This window comes from Cupriavidus necator N-1 (genome assembly GCF_000219215.1).
Taxonomy (GTDB): Bacteria; Pseudomonadota; Gammaproteobacteria; order Burkholderiales; family Burkholderiaceae; genus Cupriavidus; species Cupriavidus necator.
Genome location: NC_015723.1, coordinates 576,296 through 595,238, shown reverse-complemented (window position 1 = coordinate 595,238; position 18,943 = coordinate 576,296). Strand labels below are relative to the sequence as shown.

At 66.8% G+C, this 18,943-nt stretch carries 19 protein-coding genes and 2 pseudogenes; 12 read left to right on the top strand and 9 right to left on the bottom strand.

Annotated elements, in window-relative coordinates; translation table 11 throughout:
- Positions 1-26: 26 nt before the first annotated feature.
- Positions 27-944 carry a LysR family transcriptional regulator gene (locus CNE_RS20845; protein WP_013952259.1) on the bottom strand — a complete coding sequence of 306 codons (918 nt, stop codon included), beginning with the start codon at positions 942-944 and terminating at the stop codon, positions 27-29.
- Positions 945-1,223: 279 nt separating this feature from the next.
- Here CNE_RS20845 and CNE_RS20840 point away from each other — a divergent pair, with 279 nt between their 5' ends.
- From CNE_RS20840 to CNE_RS20825, 4 genes and pseudogenes are all read left to right on the top strand, one after another.
- Positions 1,224-2,426 (top strand): CaiB/BaiF CoA transferase family protein, encoded by a 1,203-nt coding sequence (locus CNE_RS20840; protein ID WP_013952258.1) that lies wholly within the window; start codon positions 1,224-1,226, stop codon positions 2,424-2,426.
- 13 nt (positions 2,427-2,439) lie between these two features.
- Entirely contained in the window at positions 2,440-3,393 is a 954-nt protein-coding gene (locus CNE_RS20835; protein ID WP_013952257.1) for a hydroxymethylglutaryl-CoA lyase, read from the top strand.
- A 19-nt stretch (positions 3,394-3,412) separates the two neighbouring features.
- A pseudogene (locus CNE_RS20830) lies at positions 3,413-3,798 on the top strand (VOC family protein).
- Between the two features lie 38 nt (positions 3,799-3,836).
- On the top strand, positions 3,837-4,805 hold the full coding sequence (locus CNE_RS20825; RefSeq protein ID WP_013952255.1) for a Bug family tripartite tricarboxylate transporter substrate binding protein: 969 nt from the start codon (positions 3,837-3,839) through the stop codon (positions 4,803-4,805).
- A gap of 47 nt (positions 4,806-4,852) precedes the next feature.
- Here CNE_RS20825 and CNE_RS20820 read toward each other — a convergent pair.
- A pseudogene (locus CNE_RS20820) lies at positions 4,853-6,005 on the bottom strand (glycerate kinase).
- Between the two features lie 31 nt (positions 6,006-6,036).
- Entirely contained in the window at positions 6,037-6,993 is a 957-nt protein-coding gene (locus tag CNE_RS20815; RefSeq protein ID WP_013952252.1) for a D-2-hydroxyacid dehydrogenase, read from the bottom strand.
- Between the two features lie 341 nt (positions 6,994-7,334).
- Here CNE_RS20815 and CNE_RS20810 point away from each other — a divergent pair, with 341 nt between their 5' ends.
- Entirely contained in the window at positions 7,335-8,045 is a 711-nt protein-coding gene (locus CNE_RS20810) for a DUF899 domain-containing protein (RefSeq protein ID WP_013952251.1), read from the top strand.
- A gap of 19 nt (positions 8,046-8,064) precedes the next feature.
- Here CNE_RS20810 and CNE_RS20805 read toward each other — a convergent pair whose 3' ends face one another.
- The gene (locus CNE_RS20805) at positions 8,065-8,439 is read right to left on the bottom strand and encodes a VOC family protein (protein ID WP_013952250.1); all 375 of its coding nucleotides are present in this window, start codon (positions 8,437-8,439) and stop codon (positions 8,065-8,067) included.
- Between the two features lie 334 nt (positions 8,440-8,773).
- Here CNE_RS20805 and CNE_RS20800 point away from each other — a divergent pair, with 334 nt between their 5' ends.
- Positions 8,774-9,253: an SRPBCC domain-containing protein gene (locus CNE_RS20800; RefSeq protein WP_013952248.1), complete on the top strand. Its 480-nt coding sequence runs from the start codon at positions 8,774-8,776 to the stop codon at positions 9,251-9,253.
- A gap of 48 nt (positions 9,254-9,301) precedes the next feature.
- On the opposite strand, the gene CNE_RS20795 is transcribed toward CNE_RS20800, so the two are convergent.
- From CNE_RS20795 to CNE_RS20775, 5 genes are all read right to left on the bottom strand, one after another.
- Positions 9,302-9,538 carry a hypothetical protein gene (locus CNE_RS20795; protein ID WP_013952247.1) on the bottom strand — a complete coding sequence of 79 codons (237 nt, stop codon included), beginning with the start codon at positions 9,536-9,538 and terminating at the stop codon, positions 9,302-9,304.
- A gap of 87 nt (positions 9,539-9,625) precedes the next feature.
- Complete coding sequence (locus tag CNE_RS20790; protein WP_013952246.1) at positions 9,626-10,279, bottom strand: TetR/AcrR family transcriptional regulator; 654 nt, start codon at positions 10,277-10,279, stop codon at positions 9,626-9,628.
- Between the two features lie 13 nt (positions 10,280-10,292).
- Positions 10,293-10,670, bottom strand: a complete 378-nt coding sequence (locus CNE_RS20785) for a nuclear transport factor 2 family protein (RefSeq protein ID WP_013952245.1) — start codon at positions 10,668-10,670, stop codon at positions 10,293-10,295.
- Positions 10,671-10,688: 18 nt separating this feature from the next.
- Positions 10,689-11,474: an SDR family NAD(P)-dependent oxidoreductase gene (locus CNE_RS20780; RefSeq protein ID WP_013952244.1), complete on the bottom strand. Its 786-nt coding sequence runs from the start codon at positions 11,472-11,474 to the stop codon at positions 10,689-10,691.
- 39 nt (positions 11,475-11,513) lie between these two features.
- Complete coding sequence (locus CNE_RS20775; RefSeq protein ID WP_041228801.1) at positions 11,514-12,386, bottom strand: alpha/beta fold hydrolase; 873 nt, start codon at positions 12,384-12,386, stop codon at positions 11,514-11,516.
- A 126-nt stretch (positions 12,387-12,512) separates the two neighbouring features.
- On the opposite strand from CNE_RS20775, the gene CNE_RS20770 reads away from it, so the two are divergent.
- The 6 genes from CNE_RS20770 to surE all read left to right on the top strand — a co-directional run bounded on the left by CNE_RS20770 (position 12,513) and on the right by surE (position 18,936).
- Positions 12,513-13,301, top strand: coding sequence for an SDR family oxidoreductase (locus CNE_RS20770; RefSeq protein WP_041228553.1), 789 nt, complete (start codon positions 12,513-12,515; stop codon positions 13,299-13,301).
- 139 nt (positions 13,302-13,440) lie between these two features.
- A complete protein-coding gene (locus CNE_RS20765) occupies positions 13,441-15,003 on the top strand; it encodes a DUF1302 domain-containing protein (protein ID WP_013952241.1) in 1,563 nt (520 codons plus the stop codon).
- A 67-nt stretch (positions 15,004-15,070) separates the two neighbouring features.
- Positions 15,071-15,853, top strand: coding sequence for a 2-oxopent-4-enoate hydratase (gene dmpE / locus CNE_RS20760; protein WP_013952240.1), 783 nt, complete (start codon positions 15,071-15,073; stop codon positions 15,851-15,853).
- Positions 15,854-15,906: 53 nt separating this feature from the next.
- Positions 15,907-16,815: an acetaldehyde dehydrogenase (acetylating) gene (locus CNE_RS20755; RefSeq protein WP_013952239.1), complete on the top strand. Its 909-nt coding sequence runs from the start codon at positions 15,907-15,909 to the stop codon at positions 16,813-16,815.
- A gap of 10 nt (positions 16,816-16,825) precedes the next feature.
- Complete coding sequence (gene dmpG / locus CNE_RS20750) at positions 16,826-17,851, top strand: 4-hydroxy-2-oxovalerate aldolase (RefSeq protein ID WP_013952238.1); 1,026 nt, start codon at positions 16,826-16,828, stop codon at positions 17,849-17,851.
- A 92-nt stretch (positions 17,852-17,943) separates the two neighbouring features.
- A complete protein-coding gene (surE, locus tag CNE_RS20745) occupies positions 17,944-18,936 on the top strand; it encodes a 5'/3'-nucleotidase SurE (protein ID WP_013952237.1) in 993 nt (330 codons plus the stop codon).
- Positions 18,937-18,943 lie beyond the last annotated feature (7 nt).

The following is an 18,943-nucleotide window of genomic DNA, read 5'->3' as shown; positions in this document are numbered from 1 at the left end:
ACCGGCATCACGGCACATCCATGTCATCAACAACTCGCGCTGGCCGACCCCGCTGCGCGCAGATGCTCCAGGAGCGTCCTTGCCTCCGGCAGGAGACCCGCTTCGTCCCTCACGCCCAGCCAGAGAATGCGTGATGCCCAGGCGTCGGACAGGTAGACGGCATGCAGCCCGGCACCCAGCAGTTCGGGCCGGACCGCGCCATCTGGCAGGACGCCGATGCCCAACCCCGCCTCGATCATCCGGCAGATCGCATCGAAGCTGCTGACCTGGATCCTCAGCCGCACGACCTTGTCCAGTGCCGATGCAGCGGCGGTCAGACGCTGCAGCAGCGAGCTGCCCTGGTTGAGGCCGACAAAGTCGTACTCCAGGGTTTCGTCGAAACTCACTTCCGAGCGCCCGGCCAGCGGATGTCCGGCAGGCACCAGGACGACCAGGCGGTCGCGCCGATAGACGGACTTCCTGATGTCATAAGCCGGCACGTTGTCGGCGAACACGCCGATATCGGTTTCACCGGACAGTAGCGCCACCACCACGTCCTGGCTCAGGCGCTCCTCCAGGCTGATCCTGATCAGCGGCTGCGAGACGAGGAAGCTTGCCAGGTCGTGCGGAAGAAACTGGATCACGGCTGACGTATTGGCCCAGACCTTGACGTGTCCGCGCACGCCGGTGGCGAAGTCGCTCATCTCGCCCGCCATCTGGTTGACCTTGTCGAGCACCATGCGCGCATGCTGGACCAGCTCATGGCCAGCGGGCGTCAGCTCAAGCCCACGCCGAACGCGCAGGAACAGTGCGCATCCCACCGTGCGCTCAAGGTCCGCGATCCGTTTGCTCAGGGCCGAGAGCGTCATGTGTGACTTGTTCGCCGCCTGCGTCAGCCCGCCGCACTGGGCCACCAGCTGGAAGACACGCAGGGACTGGAGATCGAAATGGGCAGGATTGATCATCGTATTGCACTGGCGAAGCGCGCTGACCGGGTTGAAAGTCAGGAAAGGCTAGTAAGCCGATCGCGCCTTGTCAAATGGCACGCCCGCCCCCCGGCATCTCAATGCAAGCCTTGATCCGCCTGGGATAGCTGGCAAAGCGGCGGGTTGTGCCGGTCGCGGGGCTCCCTAGCGGCAACACGGGCCACCTTTTCCTGCAAGGAAAGGACGGTTGAGAATCCATCGATTACCAGGCAACGGCTTTTGACCCACTATCTCCAGCACACAGCAGGAGCTATGGAGATGGAAACAAGCAAGTCAAAGCCCCTTGCCGGCGTACGCGTCCTGGAACTGGGGCAACTGATCGCCGGGCCGTTTGCCGCGCGCATGCTGGCGGCGTTCGGCGCGGAAGTCATCAAGGTCGAGCCGCCCGGCACGGGCGATCCGCTGCGCAAGTGGCGGCTGTTGCATGAAGGCACCTCGGTCTGGTGGGAGGCACAGTCCCGCGACAAGCAGTCCGTCACGCTGGACCTGCGCACGGCGCAAGGCCAGGAAGTCGTGCGCAAGCTGGCCGCGCAAAGCGACGTGCTGATCGAGAACTTCCGCCCGGGCACGCTGGAAAACTGGGGCCTGGGCTGGGACAGCCTGCGGGCGGCCAACCCCGGGCTGGTGATGCTGCGCGTGTCCGGCTATGGCCAGACCGGGCCCTATCGCGACCGGCCGGGCTTCGGCGTCATTGGCGAAGCGATGGGCGGCTTGCGCCACCTGAGCGGCGAGCCGGGCCGCACCCCGGTGCGCGTGGGGGTATCGATCGGCGACTCCCTGTCCGCCCTGCACGGTGTGATCGGCATCCTGCTGGCGTTGCGGCACCGGGAGCAGAACGGCGGCCAGGGCCAGGTCGTGGATGTGGCCTTGTACGAGTCGGTGTTCAGCATGATGGAGAGCCTGTTGCCGGAATACTCGGTGTTCGGCACCGTGCGGCAAGCGGCCGGCAGCAGTCTTCCCGGCATCGCGCCCACCAATGCGTACCGCTGTGCCGACGGCAAGTACGTGCTGATCGCCGGCAATGGCGATGGCATCTTCAGGCGGCTGATGGATATGATCGAGCGCCCCGACCTGCGCGACGACCCGGCCCTGGCCCACAACGACGGCCGGGTCAGCCAGGTTGCGATGCTCGACGCCGCCATTGGCGAATGGGCGGCACAGCGCAGCCTCGAAGCGGCCCTCGACGCCCTCAATGGCGCCCGCATCCCCGCGGGCAAGATCTACGACATCGCCGATATCGCCAGCGATCCGCACTACCGCGCGCGCGACATGATCCTGGACGCGCAATTGCCGGACGGCACACCCGTCCAGTTGCCCGGCATCGTACCGAAGCTGAGCGCCACCCCCGGCGCACTGCCCAACCCCGCCCCCGCGCTTGGCCAGCATACCGACGCGGTGCTGGAAGGCCTTGGCATCGGCGCGGCGCAGCGCGAGGCATGGCGCGCGGCAGGGATTATCTGACAAGGAGACCGGCATGACTGCCAGAAAGGTTTACATACATGAAGTCGCCACGCGAGACGGCTTCCAGAACGAGGCCCGCTTTGTCGAGACCGATGACAAGGTCGCCCTGATCGACGCCCTGAGCGCATGCGGCTATGCCAGGATCGAGGTGACTTCCTTCACCTCGCCTAGGGCGATTCCCGCGCTGCGCGACGCAGAAGCGGTGATGCATCGCATCGCGCGGCGCGAGGGTGTGGTCTACACGGTGCTGGTGCCGAATGTGCGCGGCGCCGAGCGCGCGCTTTCCTGCCAGGTGGACGAGGTCAACCTGGTGATGTCGGTCAGCGAAAGCCACAACCGCACCAACCTGCGCATGTCGCGCGAGCAATCGTTTGCCCAGCTTGCCGACGTCATCCGCGTGGTGAGGGAGACGCCGACCGCGATCAACATCTCGCTGTCGACCGCAATGGGTTGCCCGATGGAAGGCGACGTGCCGCTGGAAAACGTGCTGGGCTGGATGCAGCGCTTCGCTGACCTGGGGGCTCACGGCGTGACGCTGTGCGACACCACCGGCATGGCGTTTCCGTCCCAGGTCGCCAGGCTGTGCGAAGCCGCGCGGCGGCAGTTCCCCAGCCTGGCGCTGACCCTGCATTTCCACAATACCCGGGGCCTGGCGCTGGCCAACACGCTCGCCGCGCTGGACCAGGGCATCGACCGCTTCGACGCTTCGCTGGGCGGCCTCGGTGGCTGCCCGTATGCGCCGGGCGCGACCGGCAATGTCTGCACCGAAGAACTCGTCCATATGCTTGAACTGGACGGCTATGACACCGGCGTCGACCTGGCGGCCATCCTCGATGCCGCCGCGCGCTTGCCAGGCCTGATCGGCCATGACGTCCCAAGCCAGCTGCTGAAGGCCGGCCGCCGCCTCGACCTGCATCCGATGCCTGCCGCCGACGCGATCCCCGAACAGCGGGCTTTCCAACCCTGACACCTGCCTGGAAACCATCATGTCCCTGATCGATCATCTTGACCATCTGGTGCTCACCTGTGTTGACCTCGAAGCCACGCGGCACTTCTATACCGAAGTCATGCAGATGCAGCCTGAAACCTTCGGCAACGGTCGCCTGGCTTTCCGCTTCGGCAACCAGAAGATCAATCTCCACCAGCGCGGCGCCGAGTTCGAGCCCAAGGCACACCTGCCCGTTCCCGGCTACTCGATCTCTGCTTTATCGCTTCGGTCCCGCTCGACGGCGTCATCGCCCATCTTCAGCGATGCCAGTGGCCCATTGTCGAAGGACCTGTGGCGCGCACCGGCGCCACGCAGAAGATCCGCTCGGTCTACGTGCGCGATCCGGACCTGAACCTGATCGAGATATCAGAACTGGTCGACTGAAGATCGGCCAACCCGACAAATCGATGGAGGAGACCCCCATGAAACGCATGACGATCGCCGCGGCCGCCCTGGCAGCCCTGGCTGCGGCCGCCCCGGCCCATAGCGCCAACGCCTACCCCAGCAAGCCGGTCACCCTGGTGGTGCCCAGCGCACCGGCCGGATCCACCGATATCGTGGCCCGCCTGGTTGGCGAACAACTGCAGGCCGCACTTGGCCAACCCGTGGTGGTGGACAACAAGCCCGGTGCCAGCGGCAATATCGGCACCGAAGCCGTGGCGCGGGCCGCGCCGGACGGCTATACGCTGCTGCTCCAGTATTCCGGCTACCACGTCGGCAATCCGGCGCTGTTCCCGCAGATCCGCTGGAAGCCGTCCAACTTCGTCCCGGTGGCGCTGGTCATGCGCGCGCCGCACGTCATCGCCGTCAGCGGCAAGCTGCCCGTGACATCGATAGCCGAACTGGTCGCCTACGGCAAAAGCAATGGCAAAGGCCTGTTCTATGCCTCGTCCGGCAATGGTTCGATCCAGCATATCGCCGGCGAGATGCTGGCGCGGCAGACCAGGGTGCCGATGACGCACGTACCGTACAAGGGCGCCGGGCCCGTGATCACCGACCTGATCAGCGGGCAGGTCGACATGTTCATCACGACCCCGCCCAGCGTGATCGGGCATGTGCAAGCGGGCAAGATCAAGGCGCTTGCCTATGCCGGACCGAAGCGCCATCCCTCCATGCCCAATGTGCCGACCACCGCGGAGGCTGGCCTGCCAGGGTATGAGGTGGAGTCCTGGTTTGCACTGTTTGCGCCGGCGAATACCCCGCCGGCCATCGTCGAGCGCTTGTCCCAGGAGGTGAAGAAGATCGTGGCCAGCGACACGTACAGGAAGAAGATCGAGGAACAAGGCGCCTTCGCTGCCTACATGGGGCCGCAGGAGCTGGGCAAGTTCATCGATCAGGAACTGGCATCCTGGTCGCGTGTGGTCAAGGCATCGAATATTCGCGCGGACTAAGTATCGTCGATGCGTGGAAGGTCTCCCCAGGTGGGGAGACTTTTTTGCTATACGCCCGGGCGGTTTTCCTGGCGGCTGGCCGCGAGGTAAAGGCGGGCAAGCTGGCACGCAGCATCCTCAAGCAATGCCGCCGCATGCTCCATCGCAAAGCGGATCGATACCGGCCCCTGCTGGATCGAGATGCACCCGTCGAAGGCGTCGGCCAGCCCGGCATCGGGCTCGACGGCCCCCGAGAGCAGCGTCACCGGCACACCCGCCTGGCGCGCCATGCGCGCGATCATGGCAGGACCTTTTCCCATCATGGTCTGCGCATCGGACCGTCCCTCGCCGGTAATGACCCAGTCGAAGGCGCCGAGTCCGGCATCGAGGCCGGCAGCTCCCAGCACAAAGTCCGCGCCGGGAACGATCTCGGCGCCGAGCAGGCGCAACGAAAAGCCGATGCCGCCGGCAGCGCCGCTGCCTTGCGCATCGGCAACATCCTGCCCGACGACGGCCGCACATCGCTTTGCAAACCGCTCCAGCCGGGCATCCGCAGCGGCCAGGTCTTGCACGCCCTTCTGCGGGCCGAAGACAAAGGTCGCACCGTTTGGCCCGCAGAGCGGATTGTTGACGTCGGACAGGCCCAGCAGCCGGACTCGGCCAAGCTGCGCAGGCTGCAGATACGTTGCGGCGCAGATCGCGTCCAGCGTATCCAGGGTTGGCCACAATGCGTTGCCCTGCGCATCGGTAAAGCAAAAACCGGTTTCCGCCAGCAGGCCGGCCCCTGCGTCATTGGTGGAAGATCCGCCCAGTGATCACGATGGTATCGACACCCTGCTCAGCGATCCCGCGGATGACATGACCGATTCCCCTGGTCGTGCGTTGCCCCGGCGCCACCAGGGCGTGCGGAAGGCCGACAATCTCAGCCACCTCGACGATCGCGAGCTCGCCAAACTCCTGCGTCCGGCCGCGGAAGTACCGCACCGGCTTTGGCACGCCATTGGCATCGGTGGCAACCACCTCCTGCCACACGCCCACAAGCGAGGCCGCCAGGACTTCGGCGGTCCCTTCGCCGCCATCGGCAATCGGTGCCACGGTGACATCCGCACCAGGCACCGCGCGCCGGATGCCGGCGCGGATGCAATCCGCCACCTCAGTCGCGCAGAGGCTGCCTTTGAACGAGTCAGGCGCAACCAGCACCTTGAGTCCTGCTGATTTCATTTTGGGCTCCATCCATCGTTGGCGGGGCACCTCATCCGCCCACCACGTTCCTGGGCGCTCCTTGCGCGAAGGCACAGATATTGTCGATAAGCTGGTCGGCCAGGCCTTGCACGGCCTCGTCGCTGGCCCATGCAACGTGCGGGGTCAGGATGAAGTTCGGCGCATCCTTCAACTGATGGAACGGGTGTTCCGCGCCGGGCGGCTCCTGCGTCGCAACGTCAAAGCCGGCCCCGGCCACCATTCCGGATTGCAGCGCTTCCACCAGCGCCGCTTCATTGACCAGCCCGCCTCGGGCGGTGTTGATCAGCAACGGACGCCGTTCCATCTTCGAGAACTCAGCGGCGTCGATCAGGTTGCGTGTCTGCGCCACCAGCGGGCAATGCAAGGTGATGATGTCGCTACGACGCAGCACCTCGTCGAAAGGCGTGTAGAGCGGGCCCATGCCCTCGCGTCCCTTGTGGGCCGCAAACAGCGGTCGCATGCCCAGCGCACTCGCCATCCTGGCCACCGATTGGCCGAGCACGCCGTCGCCGATGATGCCAAGCACCGACCCGTGCAAGTCCTTGATCGTGTAGTCAAAGAAGCAGAAGGATCCGGATTCCTGCCAGCGGCCGCGCCGGACCGCATCGTGGTAGGCGGCCAGGCTTCGCCGCAGCGCGAAGATCAGGGCAAAGGTATGTTCCGGCACCGTATGGACGGCATAGTTGCGGATGTTGGAGACGACGATGCCGCGGGCGGCACAGGCTTGCAGGTCGACGACATCGGTGCCGGTTGCCGCGATGGCGATGAGCTTCAGGTTCGGTGCCTGCTCAAGCTGCCGGGCATCCAGCTTCACCTTGTTGATGATGACCACGTCCGCGGCGGCAATGCGCGCGGCGACGTCCTCGTCAGCCGTTTCCCCGTAGAGTTCAAGCTCATGCGGGAACGGCAGCGCTCGCAGCGTGGTCTGCGGCGAGATGGTGGAACGGTCCAGGAATACGATCTTCATTGCATGGCTTCCAGGTTTGCGGGTCGGCCGCAGCGTGCCGATGTGAGGCACGGCTCATCGCACTGGCGCGTAAGGACGGGCTGCGGTCGAAGGGCGGCAGGCATCTGCCGCGCTATTGCGCCACAGACATGATGAGGGGAAGGCAGGCCGGGCTGGAATCGCGGCTTTCTCCACCGTCCTTTCTCAAATGGAAAGGGACAGGCAGCATCGGCCCTGCATGGCGCGGCACATTTCGGCCCGGGCTGACACGAACTACGAGAGGGCCGCGGAAATGTCGTAGCAGCGCGACGGCATCACATTTCCTGGCCATTCGCGGTAGCTATCCTGGCAGGGGGACCGAAATGAACACCACTGCAAAACTCATTCCCTCAACAGAGCTGGCGCAACAAAACCCCGTCCGGTTTCCCAATGAAAGCGCGGAGTACCGCAAGGCGCGCAATGCGTTGCTTGCGGAGGAGATCGAGCTGCGGCGCCACATCGAGCGCGTGGCCGAACAGCGCCGCGGCCTGCCCGCGGGCGGCGAGGTCGCAAAGCGCTATACCTTCCAGGGAGAACGCGGTCCGGTCACGCTGGCCGAACTGTTCGGCGACAAGGACACCCTGGTCATCTACAGCTATATGTTCGGACCGCAGCGGGAACAGCCTTGCCCCATGTGCACATCGGTGATGGCGTCGTGGGATCACAAGGTTCCGGACATCGAGCAGCGCGTGGCGCTGGCGATGATCGCCCGCTCACCCATCGATCGCCTTGTCGCCGCCAAGAAGGCACGAGGCTGGACCAAGCTGAAGGTCTATGCGGACGTGGATGGCGATTTCACCCGCGACTATGTCAGCGCCGAGGATGCCGACGTCCCCGCCTACTCGGTCTTTACGCGCCGGGACGGCAAGATCCGCCATTTCTGGAGCAGCGAGATGTACGCCCTCTCGGCCGACCCGGGTCAGGACCCGCGCGGCGCGCCGGACCTGGATCCGCTGTGGACCCTGCTGGACACCACGCCGGAAGGCCGGGGGGCGGACTGGTATCCGAAGCTGGGATACCCGGAAGGGAAATAATCGTCCCTCGATGGAAGGGTCAGGCTTCGGGTTGGTGGCAAACCACTTCGATGTTGTGCCCGTCCGGACCAATGACGAACGCTGCGTAGTAGTTGGCGTGGTAGTGCGGGCGCAGACCAGGCGCACCATTGTCTTTGGCACCCGCCTCCAGGGCCGCGCGATGGAAAGCTTCGACTTGCTGGCGATTCTCGGCCGTGAACGCCAGGTGTAGATGCGCCGGCTTCTCCTCGGTCTGGAACAAGCACAATGAAGCCTTCCCCTTTGGGCAAAGCTCGACACCATACGTTGGCGGCCCCTCCGAGGCAACAGCTACGCCGAGCGGTTCGAGTGCCTTGAGGAAGAACGCCTTGCTCGCTGCATAGTCGCTGACTCCGAATTTGACGTGGTCAAACATGAGTTCTCCTGAAGTATGTAGGCCTGCGCGCGGCCCGACGTTTGCGAGAGACGGCTCTTCCTCAAGGTCCGCGCCGCCACCCCGGAGTTTGGCGTTGAACCAAAAAAAATGCCAGCCATCCCGGATGGCCGGCACCAAGCTCACAGCAGTTGGAGACTGAGACCCCGCCGCGCGCCGCCGCCGCCGGACAGCGCGCCCTCGGGGCAAGCCTCAATCTGCATGACCTCGACGACTTCGCCTTCGTCCACCCGGACTCGTCCGTTCGGGGTATGCGAAGCCCACATGCACGGCTCTAGTGTGTCCCTTCCCAATGACTTTCATGAAGGAGGGGCCAATGGCCAAAGCGGAGAATCTCGTGACGTCGATCCAGGTGGAGATCGACGCGCCGGTAGCGCTGGTGTGGGAAGTGCTGACCGACTTTGCGCGCTACGCGGAATGGAATACGTTCTGCCCGGGGCTGGAGACCACCGGTCGTCTCGGCGACATGGTGTACATGCAGGTGCGTATCCCGGGCACCGACCAGGTCATCCCGGTCAACGAGTACCTGGTTGCGTGGGAGCCGGAGCGCCTGCTCTCGTGGGAGCAGCGCCCCACCGACGAGAACAAGGATGCCGCCCGGCGCGACCAGTACCTGGAAGCCGCCGGACCCGGGCGCACCCGCTACTTCACCACTGACCTGTTCCTCGGGCTGAACGCGGAGACCATCATGCGCGAGCACGGTGCCTGGGTGAAGCAGGGCTTCGACCAGGTGGCACGGGACGTCAAGGCGCGCGCGGAAGCGCTGAATGCGCAACGGCAGGCTGGCCGGCGCTGACAGGCAGATGCTGGTCGATCGGCCTGCATCTGCAGGCCGATCGACCGGTCATTGCGGAGGTCTCTGGCTCAGCACCACCAACGCCGCGGTGCCGCGGCTGCGCACGCAGGCGTCGTTGCAGTGGTCCTGCGCCGCGTCGGCGGAGGCCACGCTGACAGCGGGCATCTCGCCCTGGCTGCCATGCGCGGTGGCAAGGTCGCCGCCCACGGCAATCGCCCAGGCCGCGCCCATCGCGGCGCCGGCACCGGCCAGGCCCGCCGCCCAACGAAATCCGAGCCGCTTCATCGCTGTCTCCTTCGCACCCTTGCTGGGTTCCCATACTTTTGAAAGCATCGTAGTCAGCGCCGGCCCGAAACTCTTCGTCCGAGCAGACTAGGGGGTATCCCGCAGCAGCGCCGGATCGAAAGTGGCGTCGGGTCGACAGGAAGGGATAGCGGACAGGGACGGATGCGGCGGCACATCAGGTCCTTGATACAGCCGGGCCAGCGCTGCGGCACAGCCGGACAGCCCGGACGGGGCCAGGTGCATGGCGTGCGCGCTCAGCAGGCCCCACAGGTGCGCCACCAGCAGGCTGGCCAGGCCGGGGGCCGGCAGCAGGCCAGCGAATGTTGCGCGCAGCGTCTCGACGCCCGTCAGCACGCGGGCGCGCAGCGGGCAAAGCTCGCAGTCGTCGCCGCACTTGTGCTGCAGCAGCGCCGCCAGCAGGCTGACGTGGCGCGCCAGGTCATCGCCATGGAGCAAGGCGGCCAGCGCTTGCTCCAGCGTGCCTGGCCCGCTGCCGGCGCGGCCCTGCGCCAGCAGCGCGAGGCGGGCGGTGAAGTCGGCTTCGGCGCACGACAGCAGCGCGCCCAGCAACTCGGTGCGGGAATGGAAATGCCCATAGACGGCCCCGCGCGTCATGCCGATGGCGCGAGCCACGTCGTCCACGGTGACGCAATGCAGGCCGCGGTGCCGGATCAGCTGCAGCGCGCTGGCCAGGATGCGCGCCCGCGTGACGGCGGCATCCTCGCGGGTGTGGCGGGCCATGGGCGCGGCCGGCCTACAGGAAATGCACGTCGTCCGGCCCCCAGTGGGCGCGCATGCTGCGGATGCGGCCATCCGCGCCGAACGTCATGATGTCGGTCACGTCGATGCGGGCCGGCCGCCCTTCCAGGCGGGCGCGCACGGCAAAGGTCAGCGCGGCGGAGTCGCCGTGCGAGCCGCGCGGCGGCACCACCACCTCCAGGCGCGCGCCCAGCGCGGTGGTGTGCTGGTAGAAGGCCAGGATGGCCGGCTTACCGGCGATCGGCTGCGCGCCGACCGGGTCTTCGACGGTGGCATCGTCGGCGTAGAGCGCGGCAACGCCCTGCGCGTCACCGGCATTGAAGCGATCGACATAGGCGAGCAGCGTGGCTTTCATCGCGGCGCTATCGGGCATGGAGTTCTCCTTGTGGTTCTAGCGTGCGGTGTAGCCGCCGTCGATCACCAGCTCGGCGCCGGTGACATAGCGCCCGGCGTCGGACACGAGGTACAGGATGCCCGCGGCGATGTCGCGCGGCTGGCCCACCTTGCCCGCGGGAGTCTGCCCGCCCAGGTAGTCAAACAGCGCCTCGCTCTGCCCCGAGGCCTGGGCCACGTGTTCGAGCATCGGCGTGCGGATATAGCCGGGATGGATGGAGTTGGCGCGAATTCCTTTGCCGGCGTAGAGCATGGCATCGGTCTTGGCCATCATCCGCACCGCGGCCTTGGACGCGTGATAAGGCGGCACGTCCGGCCCACCGGCGATGCCGTACATCGACGACACGTTGACAATGGCGCCGCCGCCGGTGCGCTCCATGTGCCCGATGGCGTGCTTGGTGCACAGGAAGGTGCCGGTCACGTTCACTGCCATGACCTGCTGCCATTGCTCCAGCGCCAGCTCATGGGTCGGCGCATTGGGCCCTTCGATGCCGGCGTTGTTCACAAGGATGCCAAGGCCGCCAAAGCACGCCGCGATCTCCGCGAACACGCGCGCCACGTCGCTTTCGCTGGTGACGTCGAGCTTCCAGAACGCGGCCTCGCCGCCCTCGGCGCAGATGGCTTCCGCGGTCGCCTTGCCGTCGGCTTCTAGTACGTCAAGCACCGCGACCTTCGCGCCGGCAGCTGCCAGCACGCGGGCGGTTTCCGCGCCGATGCCGCGCGCGGCACCGGTGATGGCTGCAACCTCGCCACGCAGGTCGAACAGGCTATACGGGTATTCCATGATGTCTCCTGGGTCTTGTTGTGTGGGCGTGCGAGCCAATTATGCCGCGCCGCCCTGGGCGGTATCCGCCAGGAAGCCGAGACATTCACGGTTGAAATAGGCGGCGTGCTCAACCATCACCCAGTGGCCGCAGCGGTTGATCATGACGAAGCGCGCGTCGGCGCAGCCGGCCAGGAATTTGGTGGCGCCCGAGGCAGGATTGAAATGATCCTCCGTGCCCCAGAAGCCAAGCACCGGGCACCGGATCTCGCCCAGCCGCGCGGTCAGGTTGGGCACCTTCATGGTGGCCAGCACCTCGCGCGGCTGCTCGCTGCACACCGCCATGCGCTCGTCGACCAGCGCGTCGGTGACCAGGCTGGCGTCATGCACCAGCAGTTGCAGCAGCTGCCGCATGGTGTCCGGGTTCATGTGGCCGCCGGTAAACAGCGACACCATGCGCTGGATTCCCTCCATCTGGAAATAGGTCTCCCGCTCTTCCACGCCGCCGGGCGCCATCATCACCAGGCGGCTGACATGCTCCGGGAAGTCCAGCGCGTACTGCAGCGCGATGGCCCCGCCAAGCGAATTGCCCACCAGCACGCAGCGCGGCAGCTCCAGTGCCAGCAACTGCTCACGCAGCGCGGCGACGAAGAAGTCCAGGGTGTACTCGACATCGTCTGGCTTGGACGACAGGCCATACCCGGGCAGGTCCACCACCACGGTGCGAAAGCCCGCCTCGGCGAAGGCCGGCGCGTTGTGGCGGAAGTTGCTGTGCCCGCTCGCGCCCGGCCCGCTGCCGTGGATAAAGACCAGCGGCTCGCCGCTGCCGGAGTCCAGGCAGTGCAGGCGCAGGCCCGTTGACGTGGTGGTGAAGCGCCCGACCGGCAGGTTCGGGTGTGGGGACAAAGGCGTGTGCTGTGACGTAGCGGACATGAGGGCGTCTCCCGTGGTTTGCCCAGCATATTGCGCAGCGCCGCCAGCGCGGGCATCGTTCATTCGGACTACGAGCCGGACTGCCACTTCTCCTACGATGGGTGCTCCATGCATCAAGGGGGACCCATGACAGGATTCAACTACACCGGCCAGACTGTGCTGGTCACGGGCGGCATGCGCGGCATCGGCCGCGCCATCGGCGAGGCCTTCCTGCGCGCCGGCGCGCAGGTCTTCGTATGCGGCCGCACCGCGCCCGCTGACGACAGCGAACTGCCGGCCGCGGATGGCCGCAGCGCCCGCTTCATCCCGGCGGACATCCGCGACATCGAACAGGCCGATGCCATGCTGGCGCAGATCGCGCAGGCCAGCCCCACGCTCGACGTGGTCATCCACAACGCCGGCGGCTCGCCGTTCGCGCTGGTCGCGGAGGCCTCGCCACGGCTGCTGGAATCGGTGATCCGGCTCAACCTGGTGGCGCCGCTGCAGCTCGCGCAGCGCGCCAATGCACGCATGCAGCAACAGGCCGGCGGCGGCACGCAGCTGTTCGTGGGCAGCGTCAGCGCGCTGCGTCCTTCGCCCGGCACGGCGGCCTACGGCGCCGCCAAGGCCGGCATCCTCAATGCGGTGCGCACGCTCGCGGTGGAATGGGCGCCCAAGGTGCGCGTTGCCGCGGTCAGCCCGGGCATGGTGCTGACCGACACCTCGCAGCAGCAGCACTACGGCGACCCCGAGGCGTTGCGCACCATGGCCGCGACGGTGCCGCTGGGCCGGCTCGCGCACCCGGACGACATCGCCGGCGCGTGCCTGTTCCTGGCATCGCCTCAGGCGTCGTACGTGTCGGGCGCCAACCTTGTGATCGACGGTGGCGGCGAGCGCCCGGCCTTCCTCAACGCGGCTTCGCTCAATCGCAGCTGAGCGGCTACCGCCCGTAGGGAAACCGCCTAGTCCGTTCTGCCGATTTGTGCATGGCCGCCCCTCTCTACGCTTGCGACCAGGCGAGCGCCATTCGAAGTGCCAGGCAATGAACCAACACCGACACCACGGGGAGACCACCATGCACCATCCACCATCCGGCCCACTGAAACGCCGCAACCGGCTGCGGCCAATCGCTGCCGCGGCGGCACTGGCCGCGCTGCTTGCAACGCCGGCCAGGGCGGGCGAAACCATCGATCTTGGCCATGACACCACGCTCGACTACAGCGTCACCGCCTCCTACGGGGCGGCGGTGCGCACCGGCCACCAGAGCAACACGCTGCTGAGCCCGGCCAATATCAACGGCGACGACGGCAACCGCAACTTCAAGCGCGGCGACATGATCGCCAACCGCGTCTCGCTGCTGGGCGAAGCGCATGTCAAGCACGATGCCTTCGGGGCACTGGTGCGCGGCAGCGTGTTCCAGGACTGGGCCTATAGCGGCACCAACTCGAACAATGCGCCGTTCACGGTCAACCACAGCGGCCCGTTCAACCAGTTCACCGGTTCCGCGCAGGACTATCACGAGCACCGCGCGCAACTGCTCGATGCCTATGTCTATGGCGCGACGCCGATCGGCGACACGCAGCTGAGCTTCAAGCTGGGCAACCAGGTGGTCGCCTGGGGCGAGAGCCTGTTCTTCGCCAATATCGCCGGCGCGCAAGGGCCTGCCGATGCGACCAAGGCCTTCGTGCCGGGGGCCGAGGTCAAGGACATCCTGCTGCCGGTGCCACAGGCTTCGCTGCAGCTGCAGGTCACGCCGGCATTCAGCGTGATGGGCTATTACCAGTTCACCTACAAGCCGAACCAGATCTTCGCGCCGGGCAGCTATTTCAGCACCTCCGACGTGGTCGGCCCGGGCGCGGAGTTCATTATCGGACCCGGCTTCAATATCCCGCGCGGCCCGGATATCCGCCCCTCCGACTGGGGGCAATGGGGCGTGGGCGCGCGCTTCCGCGTATTTGAAAGCACCGAGATCGGGCTCTACCAGCTGCGCTATCACGACAAGAACCCGAGCGTGGTCACCTCGCTCTTCCCCACGCTGCAGTACCAGCAGAAGTTCTACGGCGGCATCAACCTGACCGGCGCCAGCTTCTCCACGCAGGTGCTGGGCGCCAACGTTGCCGGTGAAGTCAGCTACAAGGACGGCGTGCCGATGCTGGTAGACGTGGCCGGCTCGCCCACCGCGACACGCGGCCGGGCACTGCAGGGCCAGCTCTCTGCCATCTACTCGGTGGGCCCGACCTTCCTGGCCGACTCGCAGACGCTGCTGGGCGAAGTCGCCTACCTGCACGTGCTGGGCGTGGACCCGGTGATGGGCTTCGGCAAGCTGTCGAACACCCGCAACTCGGCGGCGTTCCAGGTGGGCTGGTCGCTGACCTACAACAATGTGTTCGATGGCTGGGACATGTCAGTGCCACTCACCTACGCTCAGCAGTTCAGCGGCCAGTCTGCGGTGGCCGGCGCCTTCGGCACGCTGATGGGCTATGGCGACAAGCGCGCCAGCGTCGGGCTGACCTTCAAGTACCTGAACAACCTGGAGCTCAACCTGACCTACGCCGCGTTCATCGGCGGGGCCAACATCGCCAACCGTCCGCTGGCTGACCGCGACTACGTAGCCTTCAACGCCAAGTATTCGTTCTGACCTTTGTCCTGACCCGAACTGCCGCGGCGCGCTGCCGCCGCGGCAGCGCGGCCCGACCTCCCCTGCCATGAACGCCGACCTGATCACCACGCTCAGCAATGAACTCCACCATGCGCTGGTCACGCGCTCGCCGGTGCCGCCACTCAGCGGCCGCGGACTGGGGCTCGACGTCCACGCTGCCTATCGCATCCAGCAAGGCTTTATCGCCCACCGGCTGGCGGCCGGCGACTGCATCACCGGCAAGAAGATCGGCGTGACCAGCGAGGCCGTCCAGCAGATGCTGGACGTGCACCAGCCGGACTTCGGCATCCTGCTGCAGAGCATGCAGTACGCAGCCGGGCAGCCCATCCCCACCGATACCCTGATCCAGCCGCGCGCCGAGGGCGAGATTGCCTTCTTCCTGCGGCGCGACCTGCGCGGCCCGGGCGTGACGCGCGACGATGTGCTCGACGCCACCGAAGCGGTGGCAGCCTGCTTCGAGATCGTGGATTCGCGCATCCGGGACTGGCGCATCCGCATCGAGGACACCGTCGCCGACAACGCCTCTTGCGGCGTCTATGTGCTCGGCGAGGAACGCGTCTGCCCGCACGCGCTGGACCTGGGCGCATGCGCGATGACCCTCGAGAAGAACGGCGAGTGCGTGGCCACCGGGCTTGGCAGCGCCGCGCTGGGGCATCCCGCCGACGCGGTGGCGTGGCTGGCCAACACCTTGGGCAGCTTCGGCATTCCCCTGCTGGCCGGCGAGACCATCCTGTCGGGTTCGCTGGCGGCGCTGATTCCGGTGCAGGCGGGCGACCGGCTGTCCATGCATATCACCGGCATCGGCGGCTGCAGCGCCATGTTCTGCTGACTTCCTGACTTTCCTGACTTTCCTGACTTCCTGACTCTGCCAAGCGAGACCCCATGAACAAGATCCGATGTGCCCTGATCGGGCCCGGCAATATCGGCACCGACCTGCTCTACAAGCTGCGCCGCAGCGACATCCTGGAACCGGTCTGGATGGTCGGCGTGGAGCCGTCCTCCGAAGGCCTGGCGCGCGCGCGCGAGCTGGGGCTGAAGACCACCAGCGACGGCATCGACGGCCTGCTGCCGCACCTGGAGGCCGACGATATCCGCATCGCCTTCGATGCCACCTCCGCCTACGTCCATGCCGAGCACTCGGCCAAGCTGACCGCGCGCGGCGTGCGCGTGATCGATCTGACGCCGGCGGCGATCGGGCCGTTCTGCGTGCCGCCGGTCAACCTGGACGCCCATATCGGCAGCAACGAGATGAACGTCAATATGGTCACGTGCGGCGGGCAGGCCACCATCCCCATGGTGTACGCGGTATCGCGCGTGCAGCCGGTGGCCTATGGCGAGATCGTGGCAACGGTGTCGTCGCGCTCGGTCGGGCCCGGCACGCGCCGCAATATCGACGAGTTCACGCGCACCACGGCGGGCGCGATCGAAGCCGTCGGCGGCGCGCGCCAGGGCAAGGCCATCATCGTGATCAACCCGGCCGAGCCGCCGCTGATCATGCGCGACACCATCCACTGCCTGACCGACGATGCGCCCGACGTTGCCGCGATTACCGCCTCGGTGCACGACATGATTGCCGAAGTGCGCAAGTACGTGCCCGGCTACACGCTGAAGAACGGCCCGGTGTTCGACGGCAAGCGCGTCTCGATCTTCCTGGAGGTCGAGGGCCTGGGCGACTATCTGCCCAAGTATGCCGGCAACCTGGACATCATGACCGCCTCGGCCGCCCGCACCGCCGAGTGCATCGCCGCCGCCATGCGCGCCGGCAGCGCGCAAGAAGCCGCCAACGCCTGAGGAGCCAGCCATGGTCCAACGCATCACCCTGCACGACATGACCCTGCGCGACGGCATGCACCCGAAGCGCCACCAGATCTCGCTGGAACAGATGAAAGGCATCGCCCGCGGGCTGGACGCCGCCGGCGTGCCGCTGATCGAGGTCACCCACGGCGATGGCCTGGGCGGCGCCTCGGTCAACTACGGCTTCCCCGCGCACAGCGATGAGGAATACCTGCGCGCGGTGCTGGGCGAACTGAAGCAGGCGCGCGTCTCCGCGCTGCTCCTGCCCGGCATCGGCACCGTCGACCACCTGCGCATGGCGCATGAGATCGGCGTGCATACCATCCGCGTCGCCACCCACTGCACCGAAGCCGATGTCTCGGAGCAGCATATCGGCATGGCGCGCAAGCTGGGCATGGATACCGTGGGCTTTCTGATGATGGCGCACATGGCACCGGTGCAGACATTGGTGCAGCAGGCGCTGCTGATGGAAAGCTATGGTGCCAACTGCCTGTATATCACCGACTCGGCCGGGCACATGCTGCCGCACGATGTAACCGAGAAGCTGGGCGCCGTGCGGCAGGCGCTGCGCCCCGAGACCGAGCTGGGCTTCCACGGCCACCACAACCTTGCCATGGGCGTGGCCAATTCGCTCGCCGCGATTGCCTGCGGCGCCAGCCGCATCGACGCCGCCGCCGCGGGACTGGGCGCCGGTGCCGGCAATACGCCGATGGAAGTGCTGGTGGCCGTGTGCGAGCGCACGGGCATCGAGACCGGCGTCGACGTATACCGCATCGCCGACGTGGCCGAGGACCTGGTGGTGCCGATCATGGACCACCCCATCCGCATCGACCGCGACGCGCTCACGCTGGGCTATGCCGGCGTGTATTCGTCCTTCCTGCTGTTCGCCAAGCGCGCCGAGGCCAAGTACCGCATTCCCGCGCGCGAGATCCTGGTCGAGCTCGGCCGGCAGCGGCTGGTGGGCGGGCAGGAGGACATGATCGAGGATACGGCGATCACGCTGGCGCGCAAACGGGGCCTGCTGGTGCCGTGACGGTGCCGCCCCGGCTTCCATCAAGCCTGGCGGCGCCGCTGCGCGGCCGGGCACTGCTTGCACCACGCATAAGAATAAGGAGACAGGTTCCCATGCTTCGACTTCGCGCCTGCCTGCGGCTCGCTTCCCTCGGTATCGCGGCCGCCGCACTGGCTGCCGCGGCCAGCCCCGCCCAGGCACTCAATGTGCTGCTGACCAATGACGACGGCTGCGCCGCGCCTGGCATCAGCGCGGTCCGCAAGGCCCTGCAGGACGCCGGCCACCGCGTCATCACGGTAGGCCCGGCCAGCAACCAGAGCGGCTCGGGCGCTGCCTATGCCGTGCCCGACGGGCGCACCCGGCTGGTGGTCGATCCGCTCGCCGGCAGCGCCGACACGTTCTGCGTGCACCGGGTCAAGACCACCTTTGTCGCGGGCAGCGCGCTCAATGCCACCAACCCGGACTACCTGGGCAGCGGCTCGCCGGTGGACGCCACCGCCATGGGCCTGAAGATCGTCGGACCGGAAAGCAGCTTCGTGCCGGACCTGGTCGTCTCCGGGGCCAATTTCGGCGAGAACCTGTCGGACTCCATCCCGCACTCGGGCACGGTGATGAACGTGCTGTTCGCCGCGCGCCGCGGTGTGCCCGGCATTGCGCTGAGCGTCGGCGTGGACTTTGCCGAAGCACGCACCGGCTTCGGCAGCACCGTGGCTGCGTTCCCCAAGGCCGGGGCCTTCCTGGCCCGCGTAATTGCCAGCCTGGAAGCCACGCGCACTGCCGGCCAGCCATTGCTGCCGGTGGCCCACCCGCTGAGCATCAACTACCCGATCGTCGCCGGCGGAACCCCTGCCGGCGTGCGCCTGACCACGCCTGGCACGGTGGATTCCTTTACCACCGCCTACAAGCGCAATGCCGACAACACGGTATCGATCGACGTGGGCGCGCCGGAGACCGAACTGGCAGCGCTGGCGCGGATTGCCGAGACGCCGGCCTTCCTGGCCAAGTTCATCACGATCTCGCCGCTTGACGTTGACTTCCGCCCGACGCCGCTGGCGCGCGGCCTGTTCAACCGCTCGCGCCGCGAGCTGGCCACCCTGGCACCTTAGGCGGAGC

Coding starts and splice junctions, on each gene's coding strand:
- CNE_RS20845 (WP_013952259.1), bottom strand. CDS start 944: ATGATCAATCCTGCCCATTTCGATCTCCAGTCCCTGCGTGTCTTCCAG.
- CNE_RS20840 (WP_013952258.1), top strand. CDS start 1,224: ATGGAAACAAGCAAGTCAAAGCCCCTTGCCGGCGTACGCGTCCTGGAA.
- CNE_RS20835 (WP_013952257.1), top strand. CDS start 2,440: ATGACTGCCAGAAAGGTTTACATACATGAAGTCGCCACGCGAGACGGC.
- CNE_RS20825 (WP_013952255.1), top strand. CDS start 3,837: ATGAAACGCATGACGATCGCCGCGGCCGCCCTGGCAGCCCTGGCTGCG.
- CNE_RS20815 (WP_013952252.1), bottom strand. CDS start 6,993: ATGAAGATCGTATTCCTGGACCGTTCCACCATCTCGCCGCAGACCACG.
- CNE_RS20810 (WP_013952251.1), top strand. CDS start 7,335: ATGAACACCACTGCAAAACTCATTCCCTCAACAGAGCTGGCGCAACAA.
- CNE_RS20805 (WP_013952250.1), bottom strand. CDS start 8,439: ATGTTTGACCACGTCAAATTCGGAGTCAGCGACTATGCAGCGAGCAAG.
- CNE_RS20800 (WP_013952248.1), top strand. CDS start 8,774: ATGGCCAAAGCGGAGAATCTCGTGACGTCGATCCAGGTGGAGATCGAC.
- CNE_RS20795 (WP_013952247.1), bottom strand. CDS start 9,538: ATGAAGCGGCTCGGATTTCGTTGGGCGGCGGGCCTGGCCGGTGCCGGC.
- CNE_RS20790 (WP_013952246.1), bottom strand. CDS start 10,279: ATGGCCCGCCACACCCGCGAGGATGCCGCCGTCACGCGGGCGCGCATC.
- CNE_RS20785 (WP_013952245.1), bottom strand. CDS start 10,670: ATGCCCGATAGCGCCGCGATGAAAGCCACGCTGCTCGCCTATGTCGAT.
- CNE_RS20780 (WP_013952244.1), bottom strand. CDS start 11,474: ATGGAATACCCGTATAGCCTGTTCGACCTGCGTGGCGAGGTTGCAGCC.
- CNE_RS20775 (WP_041228801.1), bottom strand. CDS start 12,386: ATGTCCGCTACGTCACAGCACACGCCTTTGTCCCCACACCCGAACCTG.
- CNE_RS20770 (WP_041228553.1), top strand. CDS start 12,513: ATGACAGGATTCAACTACACCGGCCAGACTGTGCTGGTCACGGGCGGC.
- CNE_RS20765 (WP_013952241.1), top strand. CDS start 13,441: ATGCACCATCCACCATCCGGCCCACTGAAACGCCGCAACCGGCTGCGG.
- dmpE (WP_013952240.1), top strand. CDS start 15,071: ATGAACGCCGACCTGATCACCACGCTCAGCAATGAACTCCACCATGCG.
- CNE_RS20755 (WP_013952239.1), top strand. CDS start 15,907: ATGAACAAGATCCGATGTGCCCTGATCGGGCCCGGCAATATCGGCACC.
- dmpG (WP_013952238.1), top strand. CDS start 16,826: ATGGTCCAACGCATCACCCTGCACGACATGACCCTGCGCGACGGCATG.
- surE (WP_013952237.1), top strand. CDS start 17,944: ATGCTTCGACTTCGCGCCTGCCTGCGGCTCGCTTCCCTCGGTATCGCG.